This window comes from Mesorhizobium sp. C268A (assembly GCF_040324475.1).
In the GTDB taxonomy this organism is placed as follows: domain Bacteria; phylum Pseudomonadota; class Alphaproteobacteria; order Rhizobiales; family Rhizobiaceae; genus Mesorhizobium.
Genome location: NZ_JAMYVX010000003.1, coordinates 466,209 through 486,060, shown reverse-complemented (window position 1 = coordinate 486,060; position 19,852 = coordinate 466,209). Strand labels below are relative to the sequence as shown.

The following is a 19,852-nucleotide window of genomic DNA, read 5'->3' as shown; positions in this document are numbered from 1 at the left end:
TCCTGCCGGACCCGGCCCTTCGCTGTCGCTTCGGGCATTCGTTGTTCGGAAAGCCAAGCAGTTGGCTTTCCGTCCGCTGCGCGGACCACTCCTCACCCCCGCAAGGGGGGAGATCAGCAGTTTCCGTGTCGTCGACCAGCGTTCAACGTTCGCGATAGGCGAAAGCGGAGATGAGAGCCCAATCTCCCCCCTTGCGGGGGAGATGCCCGGCAGGGCAGAGGGGGGTGTGACGGAGCGCAAGCGCTGCGCCTTGGCCAGCCGCCTCAATCCGTCCACTTCACCTTGGTCAGATCATTCGCCTGGATCGGCGCATTCTCCCACAGGCCCTGCAGCTTGGCGTCCCAGACGCCGACCTTCGGCAGTTCATAGAGGAACCCCACCACGGCGTCGTCGGCCAGGATCTTCTGTGCTTCGCCGAGCAGCGTGTTGCGCTTGGCGTCGTCGGAGGTGAGGTTCAGCTCGGCGATGATCTTGTCGAAGGCGGGGTTGTCGTAGTTGAAGTAGTAGTCCTTGCGCGAATAGATATCGATGTCGTTGGGCTCGGTGTGGGAGACGATGGTCAGGTCGTAATCCTTCTTGGTGAACACCTGATCCAGCCACTGCGCCCATTCGACCGGAATGATTTCCAGGTCGATGCCGACATCGCGCAGCTGCGAGGCGATGATCTCGCCGCCAAGCCGTGCATAGGAAGGCGGCGGCAGTTTCAGCGTGGCCTTGATTCCGTTTTCGAAGCCGGCCTGCTTCAGCAGCTCCTTGGCCTTGTCGACATTGTGCGGGTACAGGCCGGTGAGGTCGACATAGGCCTTGCTGGCGGGCGACATGTGCGAGCCGATCGGCACGCCGAGGCCGGCCGAGGCGCCGTCGATGATCGCCTTGCGGTCGAGCGCGAAGGCAATTGCCTGCCGCACCTCGAGCTTGTCGAAAGGCGGCTTCTTGTTGTTGATCGCCAGAATGGTCTCGCCCTCGGTCGAGCCGACCACCACCTTGAAGCGCGGATCGTCCTTGACCTGCGCGACGCTGTCGGGATCGAAGAAAGGGAAAGCCTGGATGTCGCCCGAGAGCAGCGCCGGCACGGCGGCAGCGGCGTCGGGAACGATGCGGAACTCGGCCTTGTCGAGGAACACCGGGGCGCCCCAGTAAGTGTCCGATTTCACCAGCGTGATCGACGAGCCCTTGGCCCAGCTCTGGAATTTGAACGGGCCGGTGCCGATGGGCTTTTCCTTGTTGGTGTCTGCGCTCTCGGGCGCCACGATCACCGCGTCGCCCCAGCCCATATTGTAGAGGAACGACCCCTGCGGGTTCTTCAGCGTCACCTTGACCGTCGTCGGATCGACGACTTCGACCGTATCGATGGCTGCGAACAGGGCCTTTTGCGCGTTTACGGAATTGTCGGCGCGGGCGCGGTCGAGGGAGAACTTCACGTCGCCGGCGTCGAAATCGCTGCCGTCATGGAATTTGACGCCGGTGCGCAGCTTGAAGGTGTAGACCTTGCCATCGTCGGAAATGGCCCAGCTCTCGGCGAGGTCGGGCAGCACTTCGCCATTCGGGCCGATGCGGGTCAGGCCCTCGAAGACGTTGGCGTAGAGCACTTCGTCGATCGCCGCGGCAGCACCGGCGGTCGGATCGAGATGCGGCGGCTCGAGCGGAATGCCGATCACCAGGTCGGTGCGTGCGGCAAATGCCTGACTGCCGGCCAGTGCCAGCACCGTGGCGGCAAGAATGGTTTTCCACAATTTCATCGTGCAACTCCCAAATGCTCGAACCCTGGTGCGATAGAAGCGTGATTTCGAGGTGGAGTAAATTGCGTTTCGTGCTCCGCAGCGGCGCGGGGAGGCATGTTTTTTCAGCGAAGCCGATGGTTCAGTCCGCGGCCGTGCCCCTGAGCAGCACATTCAGCCCGATCGCCATCACCTTGGCCGACTCCACCATATCAGAGATACCGACCCATTCGTCGGGCCGGTGGGCGAGGTCCAAAATGCCCGGGCCATAGGCGATGCAATCATAGATGTGGCCGATGCGGGCGATGTGCTTCTGGTCGTAAGTGCCTGGTGAAATGACATAATCCGGCTCGCGGTCGAAGATCGCCATGATGCCTTGCGCCACCGCCTTGACCACCGGCGCGTCGCGCTCGGTCATCAGCGGCAGCACCTCCATCAGGTCGCGAATCTCGTAGTCGAACTTTTTGCGCTCGCGCTTCAGCCGGTCGAGGATATCGGTCACCTCGCTCTTGACCGTGGCAAGGTCCTCCTCGAGCAGGAAGCGGCGATCGATGGTCAGCCGGCAGGCGTCGGGCACGTTGGGTGAGGGCAGGCCGGGGCGGAAATCCTCGGTCTGGCCGCCATGGATCGAGTTGATGTTCATGGTCGAGCGCTTTGCGCCTTCGGGCACGACAGGCATGCGCGTCACCTTGCGGTCGAGCGCCGGAAACAGTTCATCCTCGAAGGCCTGCAGCACGGCGCCCATGTGGCGCACGGCATTGTCGCCGAGGAACGGCATCGAGCCATGCGCGATCTCGCCCTTGGTCTCGATCTCCGCCCACCAGACGCCGCGATGGCCAAGACAGATGCGGTCCTTGTTCAGCGGCTCGGGGATGATGACGTGGTCGACCTTGGGTTTCGAGAAATAGCCAAGCTTCGCCAGATGGGCGACGCCGCCGAAGCCGCCGGACTCTTCATCGACGGTGCCGGAGATTTCGATGGCGCCGGGAAAGTCGGGGAATACCTCCATGAAGGCTTCCGCCGCGATGATCGAGGCGGCCATGCCCCCTTTCATGTCGCAGGCGCCGCGCCCGTAGACCTTGCCGTCCTTCACCACGCCGGCAAAGGGATCGACGCTCCAGCCCTCGCCGGCTTCGACCACATCGATGTGCGAGTTGAAATGGACGCAGGCCCCAGGCGAGCGGCCGTCGAAGCGGGCGACGACATTGACGCGGGGATAGCGGTCGGTATCGCCGGGCGTGCCTTCGGCGCGGATGAATTCGGTTTCGAAGCCAAGCCTGCCTAGGCGCGCACCTATATATTCGACGCAGGGGCGATAGGCTTCGCCAGGCGGGTTGATGGTCGGGAAGCGGATCAGGTCGGCGGTCAGTGCGACCAAGTCATCAACACGGGCGTCTATCGCTTTGAAGAGTCGTTCGTTCATTCGCGGATTTGAGCAGGCAAGGGGGTGGTTTTGCAAGCATCGCGCCACTGGCGCCGAAACTTCGTGTCGCAGCGGCAACTATGGCGGGAAAATCGTTCAAATTCGCTGCTTTAGATTGGCGAATTTATCAAGGAGTGTGTGTTAGATCACTCACCTGTCGTTAAAAAGATGAAAAACCGCGTGATGACAGGGCAGGCAAGGGGCATCAAAGGGGTTTGATCTCATGACTAAAATCGTTCTCATGGCAGCTGCTTTTGCGGCGATGCTGTTCGGCACGTCCATCGAAAGCAGGGCTGCCTCGCTGGTGGCCAGCATCGACGTCTCGTCGCAGACCATGACCGTCAGCCAATACGGCCAGGTGCTTTATCGCTGGAGCGTGTCGACCGCCCGCAGTGGCTATTTCACGCCGCGCGGCACCTATCGGCCGCAACGCACGGCGCGGATGTGGTATTCGAAGAAATACCACATGTCGCCAATGCCTTACTCGGTGTTCTTCCATGGCGGCTATGCCATCCACGGCACCGGCGCGGTCAGGCAGCTAGGGCGTCCGGCATCGCATGGCTGCGTGCGGCTGCACACCGCCAATGCCGCGATGTTCTATGCGATGGTGCGCGAAGTCGGCTTCGGCAATACGCGGATCGTTGTGACGAACTGAGGCTTTCGACGACTTAAGATTGACGCTGCCCCTGGCCGGTGGCGTTGGCCTGTCCGCGCCGGCGGCGACGCCGGCCTGAGATTTCCCACCTTTTGTGGAACCACATCCACTGTCCCGGATCCTCGCGCACCCAGCGCTCGACCACGTTGGCGAGCAGTTGGGTGGTGGCCGCGACATCGACGCTGCCGCTTTCATTGCGCGGCAAGGTCAGCTTGTCCTCGATCTCGAGGCGGAAGCGGTTGCCGGGCAGCCGCACACATCGCGCCGGATAGACGTCGCAATCATAGTGACGGGCGAGCATGCCCAGAACCGGATTGCTCTGGCATGGGCGATTAAAGAAGATCGTCTCCAGTCCGCTGGAGAATTTCTGGTCGACCAGCACGCCGATATTGCCGCCTTTCTCCAGAATCGACGCCAGCGCGAAGGAGGCGCCGGTCGAAGACGGCAGCAAGGCGCCCATGCTCGAACGCCGCGTCGAATGGATATAATCGGCGAGGTAAGGATTGTTGGGCGGACGAAACAGCGCCGTGATCTTCATGCCGAACGTCGCGGCTGCCACCGGCAGCAGCTCGAAATTGCCGAGATGGCCGGTGAACAGGATATGCGGTTTGTCCTCGCCAGCTATCTGATGGAAATGATCGGCGCCACCGACTTCGACGCGGCCGGGCGTCGCTGCCTTCGGATCATAATCGAAGAGCGCGTCAAGAAAGATGTATTCGGCGGCGAGCCGGGCCATGTTGCCCCACATGTCGGAGGCGATGGCCTCGATCTCGACATCGCTCTTTTCGGGATAGGCAAGGCGCAGATTGTCGATGGCGACACGGTGGCGCCCGACCCGCGGACCGATGCGCCGGGCCGCGCGGTCGGCGAAATTGAGCGCCCTGTCCGCGGGCAGGAGGCGCAGCAGCGAGATGATCGTCATCGCCACGCGCGCCACCAGCCAGTGCTCCATCTGGCGCAGTCTTCGGCCATAGCGGAACATGAAGTCCCGGCGGGCTTTTTTTAACACCTTGCCGACCATAGTCCTAAGAAACGCGCAGGATGATCTTGCCGAACACGTCGCGGCCTTCCATGCGCTTCAACGCGGCGTCGATGCCGTCGAAGCCGACTTCGGTGTCGATGACAGGTGCGACCTGTCCCGCCGCCATCTTCTGCATGGCGTTGGCCATGTTCTCCATGCGGCAGCCGAAGGACCCAAGCAGCTTCAGCTGCTGCTGGAACAGCTGCATCAGATTGATCTGCGTCGACACGCCGGAGGTCGAGCCGCAGGTGACCAGGCGGCCGCCGCGCTTGAGGCACAGCATCGAGGCGGCAAAGGTGTCGGCGCCGACATGTTCGAAGACGACGTCGACGCCCTTCTTCCTGGTGAGCTTGCGCACGACCCCTTCGAAACGATCGTCGCGGTAGTTGATGACATGCTCGGCGCCGAGCGCCTTGGCCTTGTCGATCTTGTCGTTGGAACCGACCGTGGTGATGATGGTGCAACCCATGCGCTTGGCCAGCTGGATCGCCGCCGAGCCGATGCCGGAGCCGCCGGCATGGATGAGGATGGTCTCGCCGGGCTGCAGCTTGGCATTGTCGAACAGCATGTGCTCGACGGTGCCGAAGGTAACGGGTGCGACAGCCGCGCCGACATCGGTCACGCCGGGAGGGGCAGGGACCAGCAGGCGCGCCGGCAGGTTGATCTTCTCCTGGGCAAAGCCATCGAGATGGAAGCCGTGGACGCCCGAGACATGTTCGCAGAGATTGTCGCGGCCTTCGCGGCAGGCGCGGCAAAGGCCGCAGGTGCGCGCGCCATAGATTGATACCAATTGTCCGGGCAGCAGGCTGGAGACGCCGGGGCCGACAGCTTCGACCTCGCCGGAGGCTTCGGCGCCGACGACCAGCGGCAGCTTACGCTTGGCGAAGGCCATGCCACGCCAGCCCCAGACGTCGATATGGTTCAGCGCCACCGCCTTGATGCGCAGCGTGACTTCGCCCAATGCGGGGGGCGGCGGGGGCGGCAGGTCCACCGTTTCAAGACGGCGGTCCTCGATAAGTTGCAGTGCGCGCATGGGGCCTGTCAGTTCAGTCTGGCTGAAAAAGGTCGCTTAGACCGGTTCCCGCGCCATGACAAGGCAAGTGTTCTGGCCGCCGAAGCCGAACGAGTTCGACAGAACGCTACGAACCTCGGCATTGCGCTTCTTGTTGGGCACCACGTCGAGCACGATTGCCGGGTCGGGATTGTCGTAGTTGATGGTCGGCGGAATGACGCTTTCGCGCATGGTCATCAGCGAAAACGCCGCTTCGACGGCGCCGGCCGCCGACAGCGTGTGGCCGATCATCGACTTGTTGGACGAGACCGGCATCGAGCCGATGCGATCGCCGAACACGGTCGACAGCGACAGATGCTCCATCTTGTCGTTTTCCGGTGTCGAGGTGCCGTGAGCGTTGACGTAGTCGATCTCGTCCTTGCTCAAGCCGGCATCGGCAAGGGCGGCGCGGACTGCTGCGATCGCCGGCGAACCGTCGGGCTTGGAACGGGTGCGATGGAAATCGTCGGCCTTTTCACCGCAGCCGCGCAGGATGCCGAGAACGCTGGCGCCCCGAGCAAGGGCTGCCTCAAGCGATTCCAGCACAAGAGCGCCGGAGCCTTCGGCCAGCACAAAGCCGTCGCGGTCCTTGGAGAAGGGTTTTGACGCCTTTTCAGGGATGTCATTGTGGGTCGACAGCGCCGAGAGCAACGAAAAGCGGATCAGCGCCTCGGCGGTTGCCGAACCGTCGGCGCCGATGGACAGCGCCCGGTCGCATTCGCCGCGGCGGATCGCTTCGACGCCGAGCTGGATGGCGGTGGCGCCCGAAGCGCAGGCCGTCGACAGCGTGATCGGCAGGCCGCGCGTGCCAAAGCGGTCGGCCAGCCGGTCGGCGATCGCGCCGAACTGCGTGCTTGCGAACGTATCTGTTTCCTTCAGCCCGCGCGCCACCCTGAGCAGCCTTTCGGCGCCGGCGCCTTTGGCGTCGGAATTGTAGAGCGCGAAGCGATCCTGCCAGTCGAGTTCGACCGGCGGCGAGGCGAGGAACAGAGGCCCGCCAAAATCAGAGGAATCGAGGCCGGATTCGGCCACCGCCTCCTTCGCTGCGGTTTCGGCCAGCTCGTAGGTCAGCAGGCTGGCGCCTTTCGAGCTTGAGTCGAGGAAATCGACCATACCGGAGATGCGGGTGTTGAGGTGGTCGACGGGAAAGCGGGTGATCGGGTGGATGCCCGATTTGCCGGAGGTCAGTGCCGCCCAATTGTCTGCCTTGCCGACGCCGAGCGAGGTTACCACGCCGATGCCGGTGACGGCGACGATCGGCCTGCCCATGTGATCTCTGAGATTGGCCATCCGGAACCTCTTAACTTTGCAGCATGATCGCGCAGCGCTGCTTCAAGCAGCGTTGACCAGCGCCATGCCCTCGAATTGGTGATAGCCGATCGCCGTTGCGAGCACGGTTTCGGGAATGCCTTCGAACGGCTTCTCGGCCGCGGCGTCGAACACGGGGTAGGCGGCCTTGCGGTCGACGGCCAGGGCGGCGAGGGCGACCGCGAATGGAAACTGCGCTTCCTTCATATGCCCGGTCAGCGTGGCGAAGCCGCGCGCCGATATCGCCGGATTGGCATCCAGCGCTGACTTTTCGGCTGACGTTGCGGTATGCGCCCCGGAGGCGCCCGACAGGGCCAGCAACTTGCCGTTCGGGAGAGCCGCCTGTTTGAGCAATGCCGCGATCTCGGCGTCAAGCTCGCCGCGCGAGCGCCGGGCGCGGCCTGAGACGACCGGTCCGAGCTCGGCATAGATTTTCCGCCCACGGCTTTGCGCGTGTTCGCGCTGCTCCAGCACCAGGAAGGCGCCACCGGAGCCGGAGACCAGGCCGCCGCCCTCGGCGCCCTGTCTCTGCCAGACCGGCTTCCATGGGCCGCGATGCAGATAACCGGCCAGCTCATAGCCGAGCAGCATGTCGGAATGTTCGGTCTGGAAGGCGCCGCCGACCAGTATGTGCGTCGACTGTCCGGAGCGGATGCGCGCGGCGGCGGTCTCGACGGCCGCGACGCCGGCACCTTCCTCGCCCATGAAGGTCCTCGACGACCCCGTCACCTTGTGGACGATGGAGATGTTGCCGGCGAGCAAATTGGAGAGCTGGGCCAGGAAAAGGGTCGGCCGCAATTCGGTGGTCAGTTTCTCGTTGAGCAGCACGTCGCGGTCGTTGCGGCTCTCGGACGCTGCGAGGATGGCGGCATCGACCGCCTCGTCCCGCTCGCCGCCGCCGGCGGCCACCACCATGTCCATCGTCGTGCAGAGATCGTCATTGCCCTTGATGCCGGCGTCATCCAGCGCCATGCCGGCGGCATAGGTGCCCAGCCTCTGCCAGGTTTCCATCTGCCGCTGGTCGCCGCGCTTGGCGATCTGCAGGTTCCAGTCGATCTCCGGCAGGGGATGCACGGTGTAGGGCGCAAAGCGTGCGGATTCGAGCACCGGCTGCAGGCCCGGCTGCGCCAGCTTCTGCCAGTGGGTATCCGGACCCTCTCCCAGCGAGGAGACAAGGCCGATACCGGTGATGACGACGTCGCGAGGGCTGCTCATGAGCGGCTTTGTGGGTCAGGCGGCGCAGCCCGTCAAGGCCGCGCGCCAGCCGATATCAGGCGGTCTTGGCGGCGACCAGCGCGTCGATCTTGGCGCACAGGTTCTTCATGACGAAGTAATCGTCGGTCGAAGCCTTGCCGTCATTGACTTCCTGGGTCCACTTTTCCAGCGGCACCTTGATGCCGAATTCCTTGTCGATGGCAAAGACGATATCGAGGAAATCGAGACTGTCGATTCCGAGATCGTCGATCGTGTGGCTCTCGGGAGTGATGGTGTCGATATCGATCTCGCTGGTGTCGGCAATGATCTTGGCGACTTTGTCGAACGTGGTGGACAAGGGCTCTTCCTTCGGTTGCGGGCGGAATCTGTCCGCATCTGGTTTGGGCGCTGTCTAATCGGTTTTTTCCGGCAGGAAAAGGCCTGATGCGCCGGGCGCAGATGGGATGGCCCTCCCGTGAAGACAAGAAGGGCCGCCCGACAAGCCGGCGGCCCTCCCAGTTGACGTTACGTCAGCTTAGTTTTCACGGAGCTTGACCACTGGCTTTCTCAGAACGTGACGCGGCCGAGCACGCGCAAGCCATCGCCCTGCGGCTCGACCACCACCGCTTCGCCCTCGCGCGGCGAGACGCCGGTCAGCGCGACGATGTTTTCGAGATGCGTGACCATGACCAGATTGTCGGAACCGGTGTAGGCGCGGATTTCCTTCATCACCGCGTCGAGCTGCGCGGCCTTCTCGGTCGGATCGCTCCTCAGGAGGTCGAGCGGCGCAAAAAGCTCCGGCTCCGCCTCGAAGGCGATGCGGGCGGTGTCGAGGCAGCGGCAATAGCGGCTGGACAGCACCCGCTCGATGGGGGCGGCGCGGGCGCCGAACAGCGCGCCGATCTTGCTCGCCTGCTGCTTGCCGCGCGCCGATAGATTGACCTGGGTGGCGCAGTTGTCGATGTCGAAATTGGCGGGGTCGGTGGTGCCGGTGACCAGTGCGTGGCGAAGCAGCACGACATGGCCGCCGTCACGCAGCAGCGCCCAGCCGGCGTCGGTCGCGTGGGCGACGGCGGGAACAGCAAGCAGGAACAGCGACAGCACAAATCGAATCATCGAAACCTTTCCGGGAGCCGGATGCCGCTCCGGTCATTCTGATATAGGGATCGGAAAGCCGGCACAAAGACAAGCGAAAGGCGAACCCTCGGTTCGCTTCACATTTTCGCCATTTGCTTCTTCGCCAGCTCGATCTTCTGATCGGTGAGCGGGATAGGGATCGTGTAGCCGGCTTCGGTGAAGCCCTGCTTGGCGTTCTCGAAGAATTCGATCGCCTTGAGATATTCCGGCTTGCCCGCGCCATAGCTGGCGCGGTTCCAGTGGACGTCGCCGATATTGTTCTGCTCGAAGGCCCACTGCAGCGGCTGACTTTCGCGCGTAAACACCTTCAGCGCCGCCGTGAACGCCGCTTCGGCGTCGTTGAGATATTTGTCGGTCCGCTGGAGATTGCCGAGATTGAGCAGGCTCATACCGATGCCATTTTGAGCGTTGGCCCAGTCGACCGGCGCGGCCTCGATGGTGAGTATTTCGAGCGCTGCCCGCCGCGCCGCAATCGAATCCTGCAGCGTCTTGGCATCGCCATTGCTCATGCTCAACCAGTGCAGCGTCGAGCCCAGGCCGGCCTGGGCCATTGCCCATTGCCGCGGGTTGGTCTCGCGCTTGTACTCGCGCAACGCATTGCCGTAGGCGTCGACCGCCTCGCTGTAATGCTCGGGCTTGTCGGTGACGCCGCCGAGAAGCTGCAGCGTGTTGCCGAGATTGTAGTAGCTCATCGCCCAGTCCTGCGGGAACTTCCGCCTGACATAGACCTGCCGTGCCGCCTGGAAGGCTGCCGCCGACTGTTCCAGCTTGGCCGCATCACGCGTGCGCTGGCCCAGCGTCTGATAGATCGAGCCGAGATTGTTCTGGGCTGACGCCCAGTCCATCGGGAAGCGCTTGCGGGTAAACACCGTCAGAGCGTCGTCATAGGCAGCAGCAGCTTCTTCGAGCGTAGCCGTGCCCATATCGAAGCGGGCGATACCGCTCAGCGCATTGCCCAGGTTGAGGCGGCTGGTCGCCCAGGACACCGGGAAAGTTTCGCGGGTTCGCACTTCCAGCGCGGCGCGAAACGCGTCGGCCGCCTCGTTGATCTTCGCCTTGTCGTTGAGCTGGATGCCAAGCGTGACCAGCGTGTTGCCGAGATTGTTCTCGATCATCGCCCATTCTACCGGCGTTTTTTCGCGCGTGTACTCCTCGAGCGCCAGCCGGTAGGCGGCTTTGGCCTGCTTCAGATGCTCGCCGGTGGGTTCGCGTTCGGAGAGCGCATAGAGGGCGAGGCCAAGATTGTTCTGCGAAGAGGCCCAGTCCAAAGGCAGCTTGTCGCGCGGGCGCTTCTCCAGCGTGGCGCGCATTGCCGCCACCGCATCGTTCAGGCGCTTGGGGTCGCTTTCGCGTTCGCCGATCTTAAGCAGCACATTGGCCAGGTTGTTCTGCGCAGCGGCCCAGTTGCGATCATCTTTCTCGCGCTCGAAAACGGCAAGCGAACCGCGGAAGATCTGCGCTGCCTCTTCCAGATGCGCGGTCTCGGTTTCGCGTTCGCCGATGGTTTGCAGCACGACCGCCATGTTGTTGCGAGTGATTGCCCAATCGCGGCTCTGTTCGCCATTGGGAATGAAGTTCAAGATGACATGATAGGCCTCGATGGACTGTTGTAGTGCATCGAGGTCGCCGGTGGCGTAGCCATAAGCGTTCAGCGCCTCGGCCTCCTGGTTCTTGTAGTTCCAGCGCAGCTTTTCGTCCCACTTCTCGACCAGCGAAAACGCCTTGGCGTAGTCGCTGGCGGCGGATTCGTAGTCGAAGACCAGCGCGGCGGCGTCGGCGCGTTTGGCATAGATGGCGGCGTCGGCGATGCGCTTCTGCCGGAGCAGGTCCTCGGCTTCGTCGACCGCACCGCTGTTTTCCTCGATCCGGCCGACCGCGTCGTCGAGGAATTTGCGCGCCGTCACCATGGCGCCCTGGCCTATGGCCTTGTCGGCGGATGCGACCAGGCGACTGATCTCGGGATCGTCGGTGCGTAATGCGGCGCGCTCGGCCATCATCTTCTTCAGACGCTCGGCCTGGCTGTCCAGCACCTTCTGCAGGTCGTTGGGATCCTCAGGGATCTTTTCCGTGCCGAGCGCCTTGAGCACGCCGTAGAGCGCGTCAAGGGGCACGCCGTCCTGCAGAGAAGCCAACTCCACCTGAGCCCGTTTGGGATCGGGCAGGTCGGAAATGGTCAGCAGCAATTGCCGCCGCTCACCGGTGATCAGCCCGTCGTCGCCGGTCGGTTCCGGCGGCGCGACGCCGAAATAGAGCAGGCGACGCAGACTCTCGCTGACCCAGGGGCGCTGCTTTGCCTTAGTGTCGAGATAGACCTCCTCGGTGACCATGCGCATGACCGAGCCGAATTCCGTGCCTTTCATCGCGGTGAGGTGGCGCAGCAGGGCGGCGGCGTAGGGGCTGTTTTCGCCGGCGGCGCCATCAAGTGCGGGTCGGCCCGGCTCGGCGGCGAAGCCGACCACGGTTCCCAGGCTGGCATCATCCAATGAGGCATCGGCGAGGGCTTTTGCGCCGCGCACCGGTTCCAGCCCGCCGGCGCCGACAGGCTCGGCGGAAGCCGTCGGCCCGCGTCGCACGACCGCGTCCGGCGGAAACGGGTTGGTGCGGCAGGCGTCAAGCAGCACGATCGTCACCGGCACGGTCTTTTTCAGCTCGTCCATGACGGCTGAAATCGGCACCAGCGCCTCACCGGCATTTTTCAGCGACGAGACGTCGGCGTCGACAGGCACCAGATAGTTCTCGCCGCCGGCCTCGATGCCGTGGCCGGAATAATAGATGAAGGCGACGTCGGCGCCTTCGGCATCCTCGACGAAGCGACCGAGATCGCGCTTCAGCTTGGCGGCATCGCGATCGGTGACGTTGCGGGCGTCGAAGCCGAGGTCGGTCAGCATCTTGGCCATGTCGCGGGCGTCGTTGGCCGGGTTGGCAAGGGCTGCGATGTGTTCGTATTTCGACTGGCCGATGATCAGCGCCACGCCCTTGAGGCTTTTGGTCTCGGCGGCCTGGGCCTCAGATACGCCAAGGCAAAGCAGTATAGCGACGAAACCCGCCAGCCACCCCTGTCTGACCAGCCACACTTGTCTGACCAGCCACTCCCGTCTGAAATGACGCTGTTTCGGCGTCGCAACCATTCGCTTTGTGTCCGCCCTGATGATCCCAAGCCTGTATAGCGCTGCCACCCGACCATGATCAAATTCAGGCGCCGGGCGGATCGAGGATCAGTTTCTGAAGATCATGGCGATTGCACTGGAATCCGGGCTCGCCTATCCCTGAAAAATGTCTTCGCTCACCGAAACCGTTCTTTTCGTCTTCAGCCTCGTTGCGCTCGGCTATGTCACCGGGCTCACCGGCTATCTGAAACCGGCCAGCGGGGACGGCATCTCCGAATTCGCCATCAACGTGGCGATGCCGCTGCTGCTGTTTCGGACGATGGTGAATTCGGATTTCCACGGCGTGGCGCCCTGGTCGCTGTGGGGTGCTTATTTCGCGGCGGTTGCAATGACATGGGCCGCCGGCCATCTGGTGACGACACGGATCTTCGGGCGGGACGCGCGCACCGGCATCGTCGGTGGAGTGTCGTCATCCTTCTCGAATGTGGTGTTGCTGGGCATTCCCTTCGTTCTCGGCGTATTCGGGTCCAGCGGATTCGAAGTGCTGTCGCTGCTCGTTTCCGTGCATCTGCCGACCATGATGATGGCTTCGATCATCATGTTCGAGATATTTGGCCGCGGCGGCAGCGAGCCCGTACACCCGCTGCGCATCATCCAGAGCTTTCTGAGAAGACTGTTCACCAATCCGTTGATCATCGGCATCCTGGCCGGGCTGGCATGGCGCCTCACCGGCGCGCCGCTGCCGAACCTTGCCATGCGACTGGCCGATGCGCTGGCTAACACCGCCGGGCCGGTGGCGCTGTTCGCCATGGGGCTCAGCCTGCGCCGTTTCGGCATTTCCGGTAACATCCGACCGGCGCTGGCGCTGTCGACGCTGAAACTGTTCCTGATGCCGGCGCTGGTGCTCGGCCTGGTCTGGCTGTTTGGCCTGCCGCCCTTGACGGCCAAAGTGGCGGTCGTGGTGGCGGCGCTGCCGTCCGGCATCAATTCCTATCTCATCGCCGTGCAGTTCAACACCGGCCAGGCGCTGGCGTCGAACCAGATGACCATCGCCACGGCAAGCGCGGTTGTTACAACCGCCTTTTGGCTGACGGTGGTGGTTCATGTCTTTGGGTAGGCTTGGTCTTTTTGTAAGGCTGTCTTTGGCAAGGCTGGTCTTTGGCAAGGCTGGGGCCCAAACTAATTTACATGTGAATTTTCTCTGGCGTTTGGCTGGCCCAAAGCCTATATGCCATCTTGCAATTGCTTGCCGAGCTTGCCCTAGGTAAAGAGCAGTGGCTCAGCGTGTCGGGCATCCAGGCCATTGCGCGCGCTCATCGAAGACATCCACAGACCGGCCCGTCAGTGCGCCGAACGGAGGCTAGACCATGCTGCAGAAAACCAGCCATTTCATGCGCCAGGCCAATCTCATCAATGGCGAATGGGTGCAGGCCGACAGCGGCCAAACGGTCGACGTCAACAACCCGGCCACCGGTCTCAAGATCGGCACCGTGCCGAAGTCGGGCAAGGCGGAAACCCGCCGCGCCATCGAAGCCGCAAGCGAAGCCTTCAAGACCTGGCGCAAGACGACCGCGCTTGAGCGCTCGAAGCTGTTGCGCAAGCTGCATGACGCGATGATGGACAATCAGGATGTGCTGGCCGAACTGCTCACCATCGAGCAGGGCAAGTCGCTCGCCGAATCCAAGGGCGAGATCGGTTCGGCCGCCGCCTATATCATGTGGTTTGCCGAGGAAGGCCGCCGCACCTATGGCGATGTCGTGCCATCGCCATGGGGCGATCGCCGCATCCTGGTGACCAAGGAGCCGGTCGGCGTCATTGCCGCCATCACGCCGTGGAATTTCCCCTCCTCAATGCTTGCCCGCAAGCTTGGCCCCGCGCTTGCCGCCGGCTGCACCGCCGTGGTCAAGCCGGCCTCGCAGACGCCGTATTCCGGCCTTGCATGGGGCGCGCTCGCCGAGGAAGTCGGCTTCCCCAAGGGCGTCATCAACATCCTGACGGGTGCTGCTGGCGAAATCGGCGACGAGATCTGCGCCAATCCGCTGGTGTCGAAGATCACCTTCACCGGCTCGACCGAGATCGGCAAGCTGCTGATTCAGAAGTCGTCCGTCACCGTCAAGAAGGTCTCGATGGAACTCGGCGGCAATGCGCCGTTCCTGGTCTTCGACGATGCCGACCTCGATCGCGCCGTCGCCGGCGCCATCACCGCCAAATACCGCAATTCAGGCCAGACCTGCGTGTGCACCAACCGCTTCCTGGTGCAGGCCGGCATCTACGACAAGTTTGTCGAGAAGCTGGCCGCTGCCAGCAATGCGCTGAAAGTTGGCTCGGGCCTGGAAGAGGGCGTGCAGCAGGGACCGCTGATCGACGTGAAGGCGGTCGAGAAGGTAGAGGAATTCATCGCCGACGCCACGTCGAAGGGCGGCAAGGTCGTTGCCGGCGGCAAGCGCCACGCGCTTGGCGGCTCATTCTTCCAGCCGACCGTCATCGCCGATGCGAAGCCTGACATGCGCTTCATGAAGGAAGAGATTTTTGGCCCGATCGCCCCGGTGTTCAAGTTCGAGACCGAGGAGGAAGCCATTGCGCTTGCCAACGACACCGAGTTCGGCCTGGCCGCCTATTTCTACACCGGCGATCTCGGCCGCGCCTTCCGGGTTATGGAAGGCCTGAAATACGGCATGGTCGGCGTCAATGAAGGCCTGATCACCACGCCGGAAGCGCCGTTCGGCGGCGTCAAGGAATCGGGCCTCGGCAAGGAAGGCGGACATCAGGGCATCGAGGACTATCTCGACACCAAATATGTCTGCATCGGCGGTCTCGGCCTCTAAATCATTGACGGGCAGGGCAGGCCGCGCGCCTGCCCTTGCCAGACGACATTCAGCCGGACTGGAGCGGTTCAGCGTTTCACGGAAACGCCGAACCGCTCCAGTTCTTTGTTTTTTGCAATTCCGGACGGAAAACCGTTTCACACTTTTCCTGGAATTGCTCTAAGTCGATAGATCGACGAATTAGCATTTGGACGTAGCGATGAAGGACGGCGAAGTCTTCGGCACGACGCAGGCAGGCGAACCCGTTCGCCGTTTCACCATCCGGGGCGGCGGCATCAGCGCCAACATCATCGGGCTCGGCGCAATCATCCAGGATCTGCGCCTCGCCGGCCACGATGCGCCGCTGGTGCTGGGCTACGACCGCTTCGAGCCTTACGAGACCGACCGGGCCTTCTTCGGCGCGGTCGTCGGCCGTTACGCCAACCGCATCCGCGACGGCCGCTTCACCATTGCCGGCCAGCGCTACCAGACCGAGCGCAATTTCCTCGGCAAGCACACGCTGCATGGCGGTTCGGAGGGCTTCTTCCACCGGCCGTGGACGGTTTCGCTGCATGGCCGGGATTTCGTCACCCTGACCCTGCACGATCCCGAGGGCACGATGGGCTTTCCCGGCGCGCTCGACGTCACCTGCACCTACCGGCTGAAGATTCCCGGCACGCTCTCGATGGAGCTGACCGCCACCTGCGAGGAGCCGACGCTATGCAATCTGGCGCAGCATTCCTATTTCAATCTCGACGATGGCGGCACCGGTGACATTCTCGACCACCGGCTGATGCTGAATGCCGGCGCCTATACGCCGGTCGATGGCGAGATGATCCCGACCGGCGTCGTCAAACCTGTCGACGGCACGCCCTTCGACTTCCGCCAGGCGCGGCCGCTGCGGATGGAAACGGAAGGCGAGCAGCTTCCCTACGACGTCAATTTCTGCCTGGCGTCAGCCCGGGGCCCGCTTCACCAGGTGGCGTGGGCGCAAGGCGCCAATTCCGGCGTCGAGATGGAAGTCTGGACCACCGAGCCGGGCCTGCAGCTTTACACCGGCCAGTATGTCGCGCCGACCTCGGGCGGCCTGGACGGACGGCGCTACAAGGCGTTTTCCGGCTTTTGCCTGGAAGCGCAGACCTGGCCCGACGCGCCGAACCGGCCCTATTTCCCGCAGGCCACGCTGTGGCCGGGCCAGATCTATCATCAGGTGACGGAATATCGTTTCAGGCTTCCCTAAGGTCTTAGACTAGCCCTCGAAAGCGGTTCTTAGAACCTCGAACGGCGCCAGCGCGCCTCGCACCTGCACGACAGCGGCGGCGACGCGATGCGCGCGCTGCACGGCATCCGCCGGGGCATGGCCGGCAAGCCGGGCGGCGAGATAGCCGCCATTGAAGGAATCGCCGGCGCCGGTGGTGTCGACCGGGGTGGCGACATGCTGGGCCGGAACCGGCTGCAGGGCTCCGCCAGTGGCGATCAGCGCGGGCTTCTCGCCATTCTTGACGACGACTTCGCCGACGAGTTTTCCGAACCGTTCGGCGGTCGCTTGCGGTGCCGAGTCGCCAAACAGCATCTGCTCGTCGGGAAAGGTCGGCAGCGCGATGTCGGCGACGGCAAGCGCGTCGAGTATCGCGGCTTGCGCCTCCTCGCGGCTCTGCCACAGGCGCGGCCGGTAGTTGGGGTCGAAGGCGACGAGCGAACCGGCAGCCCGCGCCTTGGCCACTTCTGCCAGCAACGTCTTGCGCGCGGCGGCATCCAGAATTGCTAAAGTGATTCCGGAAAAATACACAAGCGCCTGGCTTTCAAGGCTTTTTGCCAAGGCGGCCGGGTCCGAGGCAAGCCGCCTGGCCGCCGCGTCGCTGCGCCAATAGGTGAAGGCGCGTTCGGCACCGGTCAAGGTGATGGCGTAGAGGCCGGGCCGCGCGCCTGGGATGACCGGGCTGGCGCCGATGCCGATGCCGTTTTCGGCGAAGAACGAAATCTGGCCCTGCGAGAAGGGATCGTCGCCAAAGGCGGAGACATAGGTCGCCGGCCGCTCGCCGCTCAGCGCATGCAGCGCCCACAGCGTGTTGAACGTGTCGCCGGCAAAGCCCATGCGCCAGTTCGGCCCGGCCTGGCCCGACAGTTCGAGCATGCATTCACCGATCGAAGCGACGCCGTCTGCTGCCATGTATCTGTCTCCGGATCAGTTCGCTGCTGTAGCTTTTTGCGGCCGGCAGCGCCATGCTTGGCGGCGGCGGTTTTTTGCGCCAGAAGCGTTTTCCCACAGAAGCGGCGGGACGCGAATTGCTTCCCGAGACGTTATGCCCAGAAGAGGAACCGGTTTGGCATCGATATGGCGTTATCTTCTTGCGGGCGTTGGTCTGGCCGCCTTGCTGGCTGGCATATTGGCGATCGTCTATCTGACCGCGCCGCAGTCGGCGCCGAGCCCGGATATTTCGCGCTCGAAGAAGACGGCGAACGGCTTGTTTGTCGCCAGCATTCAGCCGGAACGCGGCGTTATCCGGCAAGGCGAACTGCAATCCTGGTTGCTGACCCTGAAGACGGTCAAGGGCGATTCCGTGGAAGGTGCGGCGATCTCGGTGTCCGGCGGCATGCCGCAGCACAATCACGGCTTGCCGACCAGTCCGCAGGCGACCGACTATCTTGGCGAGGGGCGCTACCGGATCGAGGGGCTGAAATTCACCATGAGCGGCGTGTGGCAGTTGCGCTTCGCCATTTCGGCGGCGGCCGGTTCCGACACGGTCGTCTTCAACGTGGTGCTGTGAGCGGATGAACGGCCTGTTGCGCCTTCTGGCATTGGCGGCGGTCGTGCTCGTTGCCGGCTGCGGCAAACCGGATTTTTCCGATGCCGAGAAGAAGACCATCGCTTCGCTGGCGCTGAACACCTTGCCGGCGCTCAAACCCGACACCACCAACCGCTTCGCCGACGTGCCGGCCGCCGCCGCCCTGGGCTCCACTCTGTTCTTCGACCAGGGGATGAGCCGTGACGGGAACGTATCCTGCTCGACCTGCCACAAGATCGACCGGCAATTCCAGGATGACCTGCCGCAATCCGTCGGCGTTGGCCGAACCAACAGGCGCTCGATGCCGCTGGCCGGCATTGCCCGCAATCCGTGGTTCTTCTGGGATGGACGGCGCGACAGCCTGTGGGCGCAGGCGCTGACGCCGCTGGAAAACCCGCTTGAGCAGGCGGGGAACCGCGCCGCCTTCGCCCATTACATCCAGAAGCGCTTTGGTGCGCGCTACGAGCGCATCTTCGGGCCACTGCCGGATCTTTCCGCCGTGCCGGCCAACGCCAGCCCGCTCGGCAACGAGGCCGAGCAGGCGGCATGGAAGGCAATGACCGCGGCGGAAATGGACGACGTCAACCGCGTCTTTTCCAACATCGGCAAGGCGATCGCCGCCTTCGAACGGTCGGTCGAACCGGCACAGACGCGCTTTGACCGCTTTGCCATCGATCTTGCGTCAGGCGCCAAGCCGAAAGCCGACGATGCCTTTTCGCCGGAGGAGATGCTCGGGCTGAAACTGTTCATCGGCAAGGCCAATTGCGTCACCTGCCATAACGGCCCGCGCTTCACCGACAACGCTTTCCACAACACCGGCGTGCCGCCGGTCAGGGATTTGCCATTGGATCGCGGCCGTTTCGATGCGGTGGCCCAGGTTCAGGCCGACCCATTCAACTGCTTCGGCGCCTTCCGCGATGGCGACGCCGGCGCCTGCGGCGAGCCGCGCTTCATCGTCAAGGCAGCACCCGAACTGATGCGCGCCTACAAGACGCCGTCGCTGCGGGGCGCGGCGACACGGCCGCCCTATATGCATGCCGGACAGTTCTCCACGCTGGAGGAGGTGGTGGCGCACTATGCGAAGGCGGAGGCGAGCGTCGAGGGCACCTCCGAGGTCCACCCGCTGCAACTGTCGGACCGCGAACGCGCGGCGCTGGTGGCGTTTTTGAAGACGCTGTCGGAGTGAGTCAGCGATCCTTCACCGTCTCCATGGCCACGAAGGTTGAAGTCTGCGCAACATGCGGCAATGCCGAGATGCGCTCGCCGAGGACACGGCGATAGGCGGCGATGTCCGTGGTGCGGACCTTCAGAAGATAATCGAAGCTCGACGCCATCATGTGGCACTGCTCGATCTCCGGCACGGCCTGCACCGCGCGATTGAAAGCATCGAGCGCGGCCGAGCGTGTGTCCGACAGTTTGACCTGGACGAAGGCGACATGACCTTCGCCCATGCGCTCGCGATCGATGATCGCCTGATAGCCCCTGATATAGCCGTCCTTCTCCAGGCGCTTCACCCGCGCCTGCACCGGCGTCTTCGACAGGCCGACCTTGCCGGCCAGTTCCGACATGGACAGCCGCCCGTCGCGCGCCAGCGCCGACAGGATGTTTCTGTCGATGCGGTCCAATTGGTCTCCTGTCACGGATATCA

Annotated in this window: 17 protein-coding genes; 6 read left to right on the top strand and 11 right to left on the bottom strand. The window is 63.5% G+C overall.

Annotation, left to right across the window (positions count from 1 at the left end; translation table 11 throughout):
- Positions 1–263: 263 nt before the first annotated feature.
- Entirely contained in the window at positions 264–1,739 is a 1,476-nt protein-coding gene (locus NKL06_RS29235) for an ABC transporter substrate-binding protein (protein WP_023691039.1), read from the bottom strand.
- A gap of 121 nt (positions 1,740–1,860) precedes the next feature.
- The gene (locus NKL06_RS29230; protein WP_023691040.1) at positions 1,861–3,141 is read right to left on the bottom strand and encodes an acetylornithine deacetylase/succinyl-diaminopimelate desuccinylase family protein; all 1,281 of its coding nucleotides are present in this window, start codon (positions 3,139–3,141) and stop codon (positions 1,861–1,863) included.
- A 223-nt stretch (positions 3,142–3,364) separates the two neighbouring features.
- On the opposite strand from NKL06_RS29230, the gene NKL06_RS29225 reads away from it, so the two are divergent.
- Positions 3,365–3,796 carry a L,D-transpeptidase gene (locus NKL06_RS29225; RefSeq protein WP_023681747.1) on the top strand — a complete coding sequence of 144 codons (432 nt, stop codon included), beginning with the start codon at positions 3,365–3,367 and terminating at the stop codon, positions 3,794–3,796.
- A 13-nt stretch (positions 3,797–3,809) separates the two neighbouring features.
- On the opposite strand, the gene NKL06_RS29220 is transcribed toward NKL06_RS29225, so the two are convergent.
- From NKL06_RS29220 to NKL06_RS29190, 7 genes are all read right to left on the bottom strand, one after another.
- Complete coding sequence (locus tag NKL06_RS29220; RefSeq protein WP_031208042.1) at positions 3,810–4,817, bottom strand: lipid A biosynthesis lauroyl acyltransferase; 1,008 nt, start codon at positions 4,815–4,817, stop codon at positions 3,810–3,812.
- A gap of 4 nt (positions 4,818–4,821) precedes the next feature.
- Positions 4,822–5,850: a zinc-binding dehydrogenase gene (locus tag NKL06_RS29215; protein ID WP_023691042.1), complete on the bottom strand. Its 1,029-nt coding sequence runs from the start codon at positions 5,848–5,850 to the stop codon at positions 4,822–4,824.
- 36 nt (positions 5,851–5,886) lie between these two features.
- Positions 5,887–7,158: a beta-ketoacyl-ACP synthase gene (locus NKL06_RS29210; RefSeq protein WP_023691043.1), complete on the bottom strand. Its 1,272-nt coding sequence runs from the start codon at positions 7,156–7,158 to the stop codon at positions 5,887–5,889.
- Positions 7,159–7,200: 42 nt separating this feature from the next.
- Entirely contained in the window at positions 7,201–8,391 is a 1,191-nt protein-coding gene (locus NKL06_RS29205; protein WP_023681743.1) for a beta-ketoacyl-ACP synthase, read from the bottom strand.
- Between the two features lie 55 nt (positions 8,392–8,446).
- On the bottom strand, positions 8,447–8,728 hold the full coding sequence (locus NKL06_RS29200; RefSeq protein ID WP_010909964.1) for an acyl carrier protein: 282 nt from the start codon (positions 8,726–8,728) through the stop codon (positions 8,447–8,449).
- Positions 8,729–8,937: 209 nt separating this feature from the next.
- Positions 8,938–9,486 (bottom strand): histidine phosphatase family protein, encoded by a 549-nt coding sequence (locus NKL06_RS29195; protein ID WP_023691044.1) that lies wholly within the window; start codon positions 9,484–9,486, stop codon positions 8,938–8,940.
- A gap of 98 nt (positions 9,487–9,584) precedes the next feature.
- The gene (locus NKL06_RS29190; protein ID WP_023807344.1) at positions 9,585–12,635 is read right to left on the bottom strand and encodes a caspase family protein; all 3,051 of its coding nucleotides are present in this window, start codon (positions 12,633–12,635) and stop codon (positions 9,585–9,587) included.
- A 145-nt stretch (positions 12,636–12,780) separates the two neighbouring features.
- Between NKL06_RS29190 and NKL06_RS29185 the strand changes: the two genes are divergently transcribed.
- The 3 genes from NKL06_RS29185 to NKL06_RS29175 all read left to right on the top strand — a co-directional run bounded on the left by NKL06_RS29185 (position 12,781) and on the right by NKL06_RS29175 (position 16,658).
- Positions 12,781–13,731 (top strand): AEC family transporter, encoded by a 951-nt coding sequence (locus NKL06_RS29185; protein WP_023691046.1) that lies wholly within the window; start codon positions 12,781–12,783, stop codon positions 13,729–13,731.
- Between the two features lie 250 nt (positions 13,732–13,981).
- A complete protein-coding gene (locus NKL06_RS29180; RefSeq protein ID WP_023670445.1) occupies positions 13,982–15,439 on the top strand; it encodes an NAD-dependent succinate-semialdehyde dehydrogenase in 1,458 nt (485 codons plus the stop codon).
- A gap of 199 nt (positions 15,440–15,638) precedes the next feature.
- Entirely contained in the window at positions 15,639–16,658 is a 1,020-nt protein-coding gene (locus tag NKL06_RS29175; RefSeq protein WP_023691047.1) for an aldose epimerase family protein, read from the top strand.
- A gap of 9 nt (positions 16,659–16,667) precedes the next feature.
- Here NKL06_RS29175 and NKL06_RS29170 read toward each other — a convergent pair whose 3' ends face one another.
- On the bottom strand, positions 16,668–17,588 hold the full coding sequence (locus tag NKL06_RS29170; RefSeq protein ID WP_023691048.1) for a sugar kinase: 921 nt from the start codon (positions 17,586–17,588) through the stop codon (positions 16,668–16,670).
- Between the two features lie 154 nt (positions 17,589–17,742).
- On the opposite strand from NKL06_RS29170, the gene NKL06_RS29165 reads away from it, so the two are divergent.
- Together NKL06_RS29165 and NKL06_RS29160 are read left to right on the top strand one after the other, a co-directional pair.
- Complete coding sequence (locus NKL06_RS29165) at positions 17,743–18,186, top strand: FixH family protein (protein ID WP_023691049.1); 444 nt, start codon at positions 17,743–17,745, stop codon at positions 18,184–18,186.
- A gap of 4 nt (positions 18,187–18,190) precedes the next feature.
- A complete protein-coding gene (locus NKL06_RS29160) occupies positions 18,191–19,390 on the top strand; it encodes a cytochrome-c peroxidase (RefSeq protein ID WP_023691050.1) in 1,200 nt (399 codons plus the stop codon).
- 1 nt (position 19,391) lies between these two features.
- Here NKL06_RS29160 and NKL06_RS29155 read toward each other — a convergent pair whose 3' ends face one another.
- Entirely contained in the window at positions 19,392–19,844 is a 453-nt protein-coding gene (locus NKL06_RS29155) for an Lrp/AsnC family transcriptional regulator (RefSeq protein WP_023688158.1), read from the bottom strand.
- Positions 19,845–19,852: the final 8 nt, after the last annotated feature.

Bases quoted from the DNA above. Each gene is read 5' to 3' on its own strand.
- NKL06_RS29230 (WP_023691040.1), bottom strand. From the start codon at position 3,141: ATGAACGAACGACTCTTCAAAGCGATAGACGCCCGTGTTGATGACTTG.
- NKL06_RS29195 (WP_023691044.1), bottom strand. From the start codon at position 9,486: ATGATTCGATTTGTGCTGTCGCTGTTCCTGCTTGCTGTTCCCGCCGTC.
- NKL06_RS29175 (WP_023691047.1), top strand. From the start codon at position 15,639: ATGAAGGACGGCGAAGTCTTCGGCACGACGCAGGCAGGCGAACCCGTT.
- NKL06_RS29190 (WP_023807344.1), bottom strand. From the start codon at position 12,635: ATGGTTGCGACGCCGAAACAGCGTCATTTCAGACGGGAGTGGCTGGTC.
- NKL06_RS29205 (WP_023681743.1), bottom strand. From the start codon at position 8,391: ATGAGCAGCCCTCGCGACGTCGTCATCACCGGTATCGGCCTTGTCTCC.
- NKL06_RS29185 (WP_023691046.1), top strand. From the start codon at position 12,781: ATGTCTTCGCTCACCGAAACCGTTCTTTTCGTCTTCAGCCTCGTTGCG.
- NKL06_RS29220 (WP_031208042.1), bottom strand. From the start codon at position 4,817: ATGGTCGGCAAGGTGTTAAAAAAAGCCCGCCGGGACTTCATGTTCCGC.
- NKL06_RS29180 (WP_023670445.1), top strand. From the start codon at position 13,982: ATGCTGCAGAAAACCAGCCATTTCATGCGCCAGGCCAATCTCATCAAT.
- NKL06_RS29225 (WP_023681747.1), top strand. From the start codon at position 3,365: ATGACTAAAATCGTTCTCATGGCAGCTGCTTTTGCGGCGATGCTGTTC.
- NKL06_RS29170 (WP_023691048.1), bottom strand. From the start codon at position 17,588: ATGGCAGCAGACGGCGTCGCTTCGATCGGTGAATGCATGCTCGAACTG.
- NKL06_RS29235 (WP_023691039.1), bottom strand. From the start codon at position 1,739: ATGAAATTGTGGAAAACCATTCTTGCCGCCACGGTGCTGGCACTGGCC.
- NKL06_RS29215 (WP_023691042.1), bottom strand. From the start codon at position 5,850: ATGCGCGCACTGCAACTTATCGAGGACCGCCGTCTTGAAACGGTGGAC.
- NKL06_RS29210 (WP_023691043.1), bottom strand. From the start codon at position 7,158: ATGGCCAATCTCAGAGATCACATGGGCAGGCCGATCGTCGCCGTCACC.
- NKL06_RS29160 (WP_023691050.1), top strand. From the start codon at position 18,191: ATGAACGGCCTGTTGCGCCTTCTGGCATTGGCGGCGGTCGTGCTCGTT.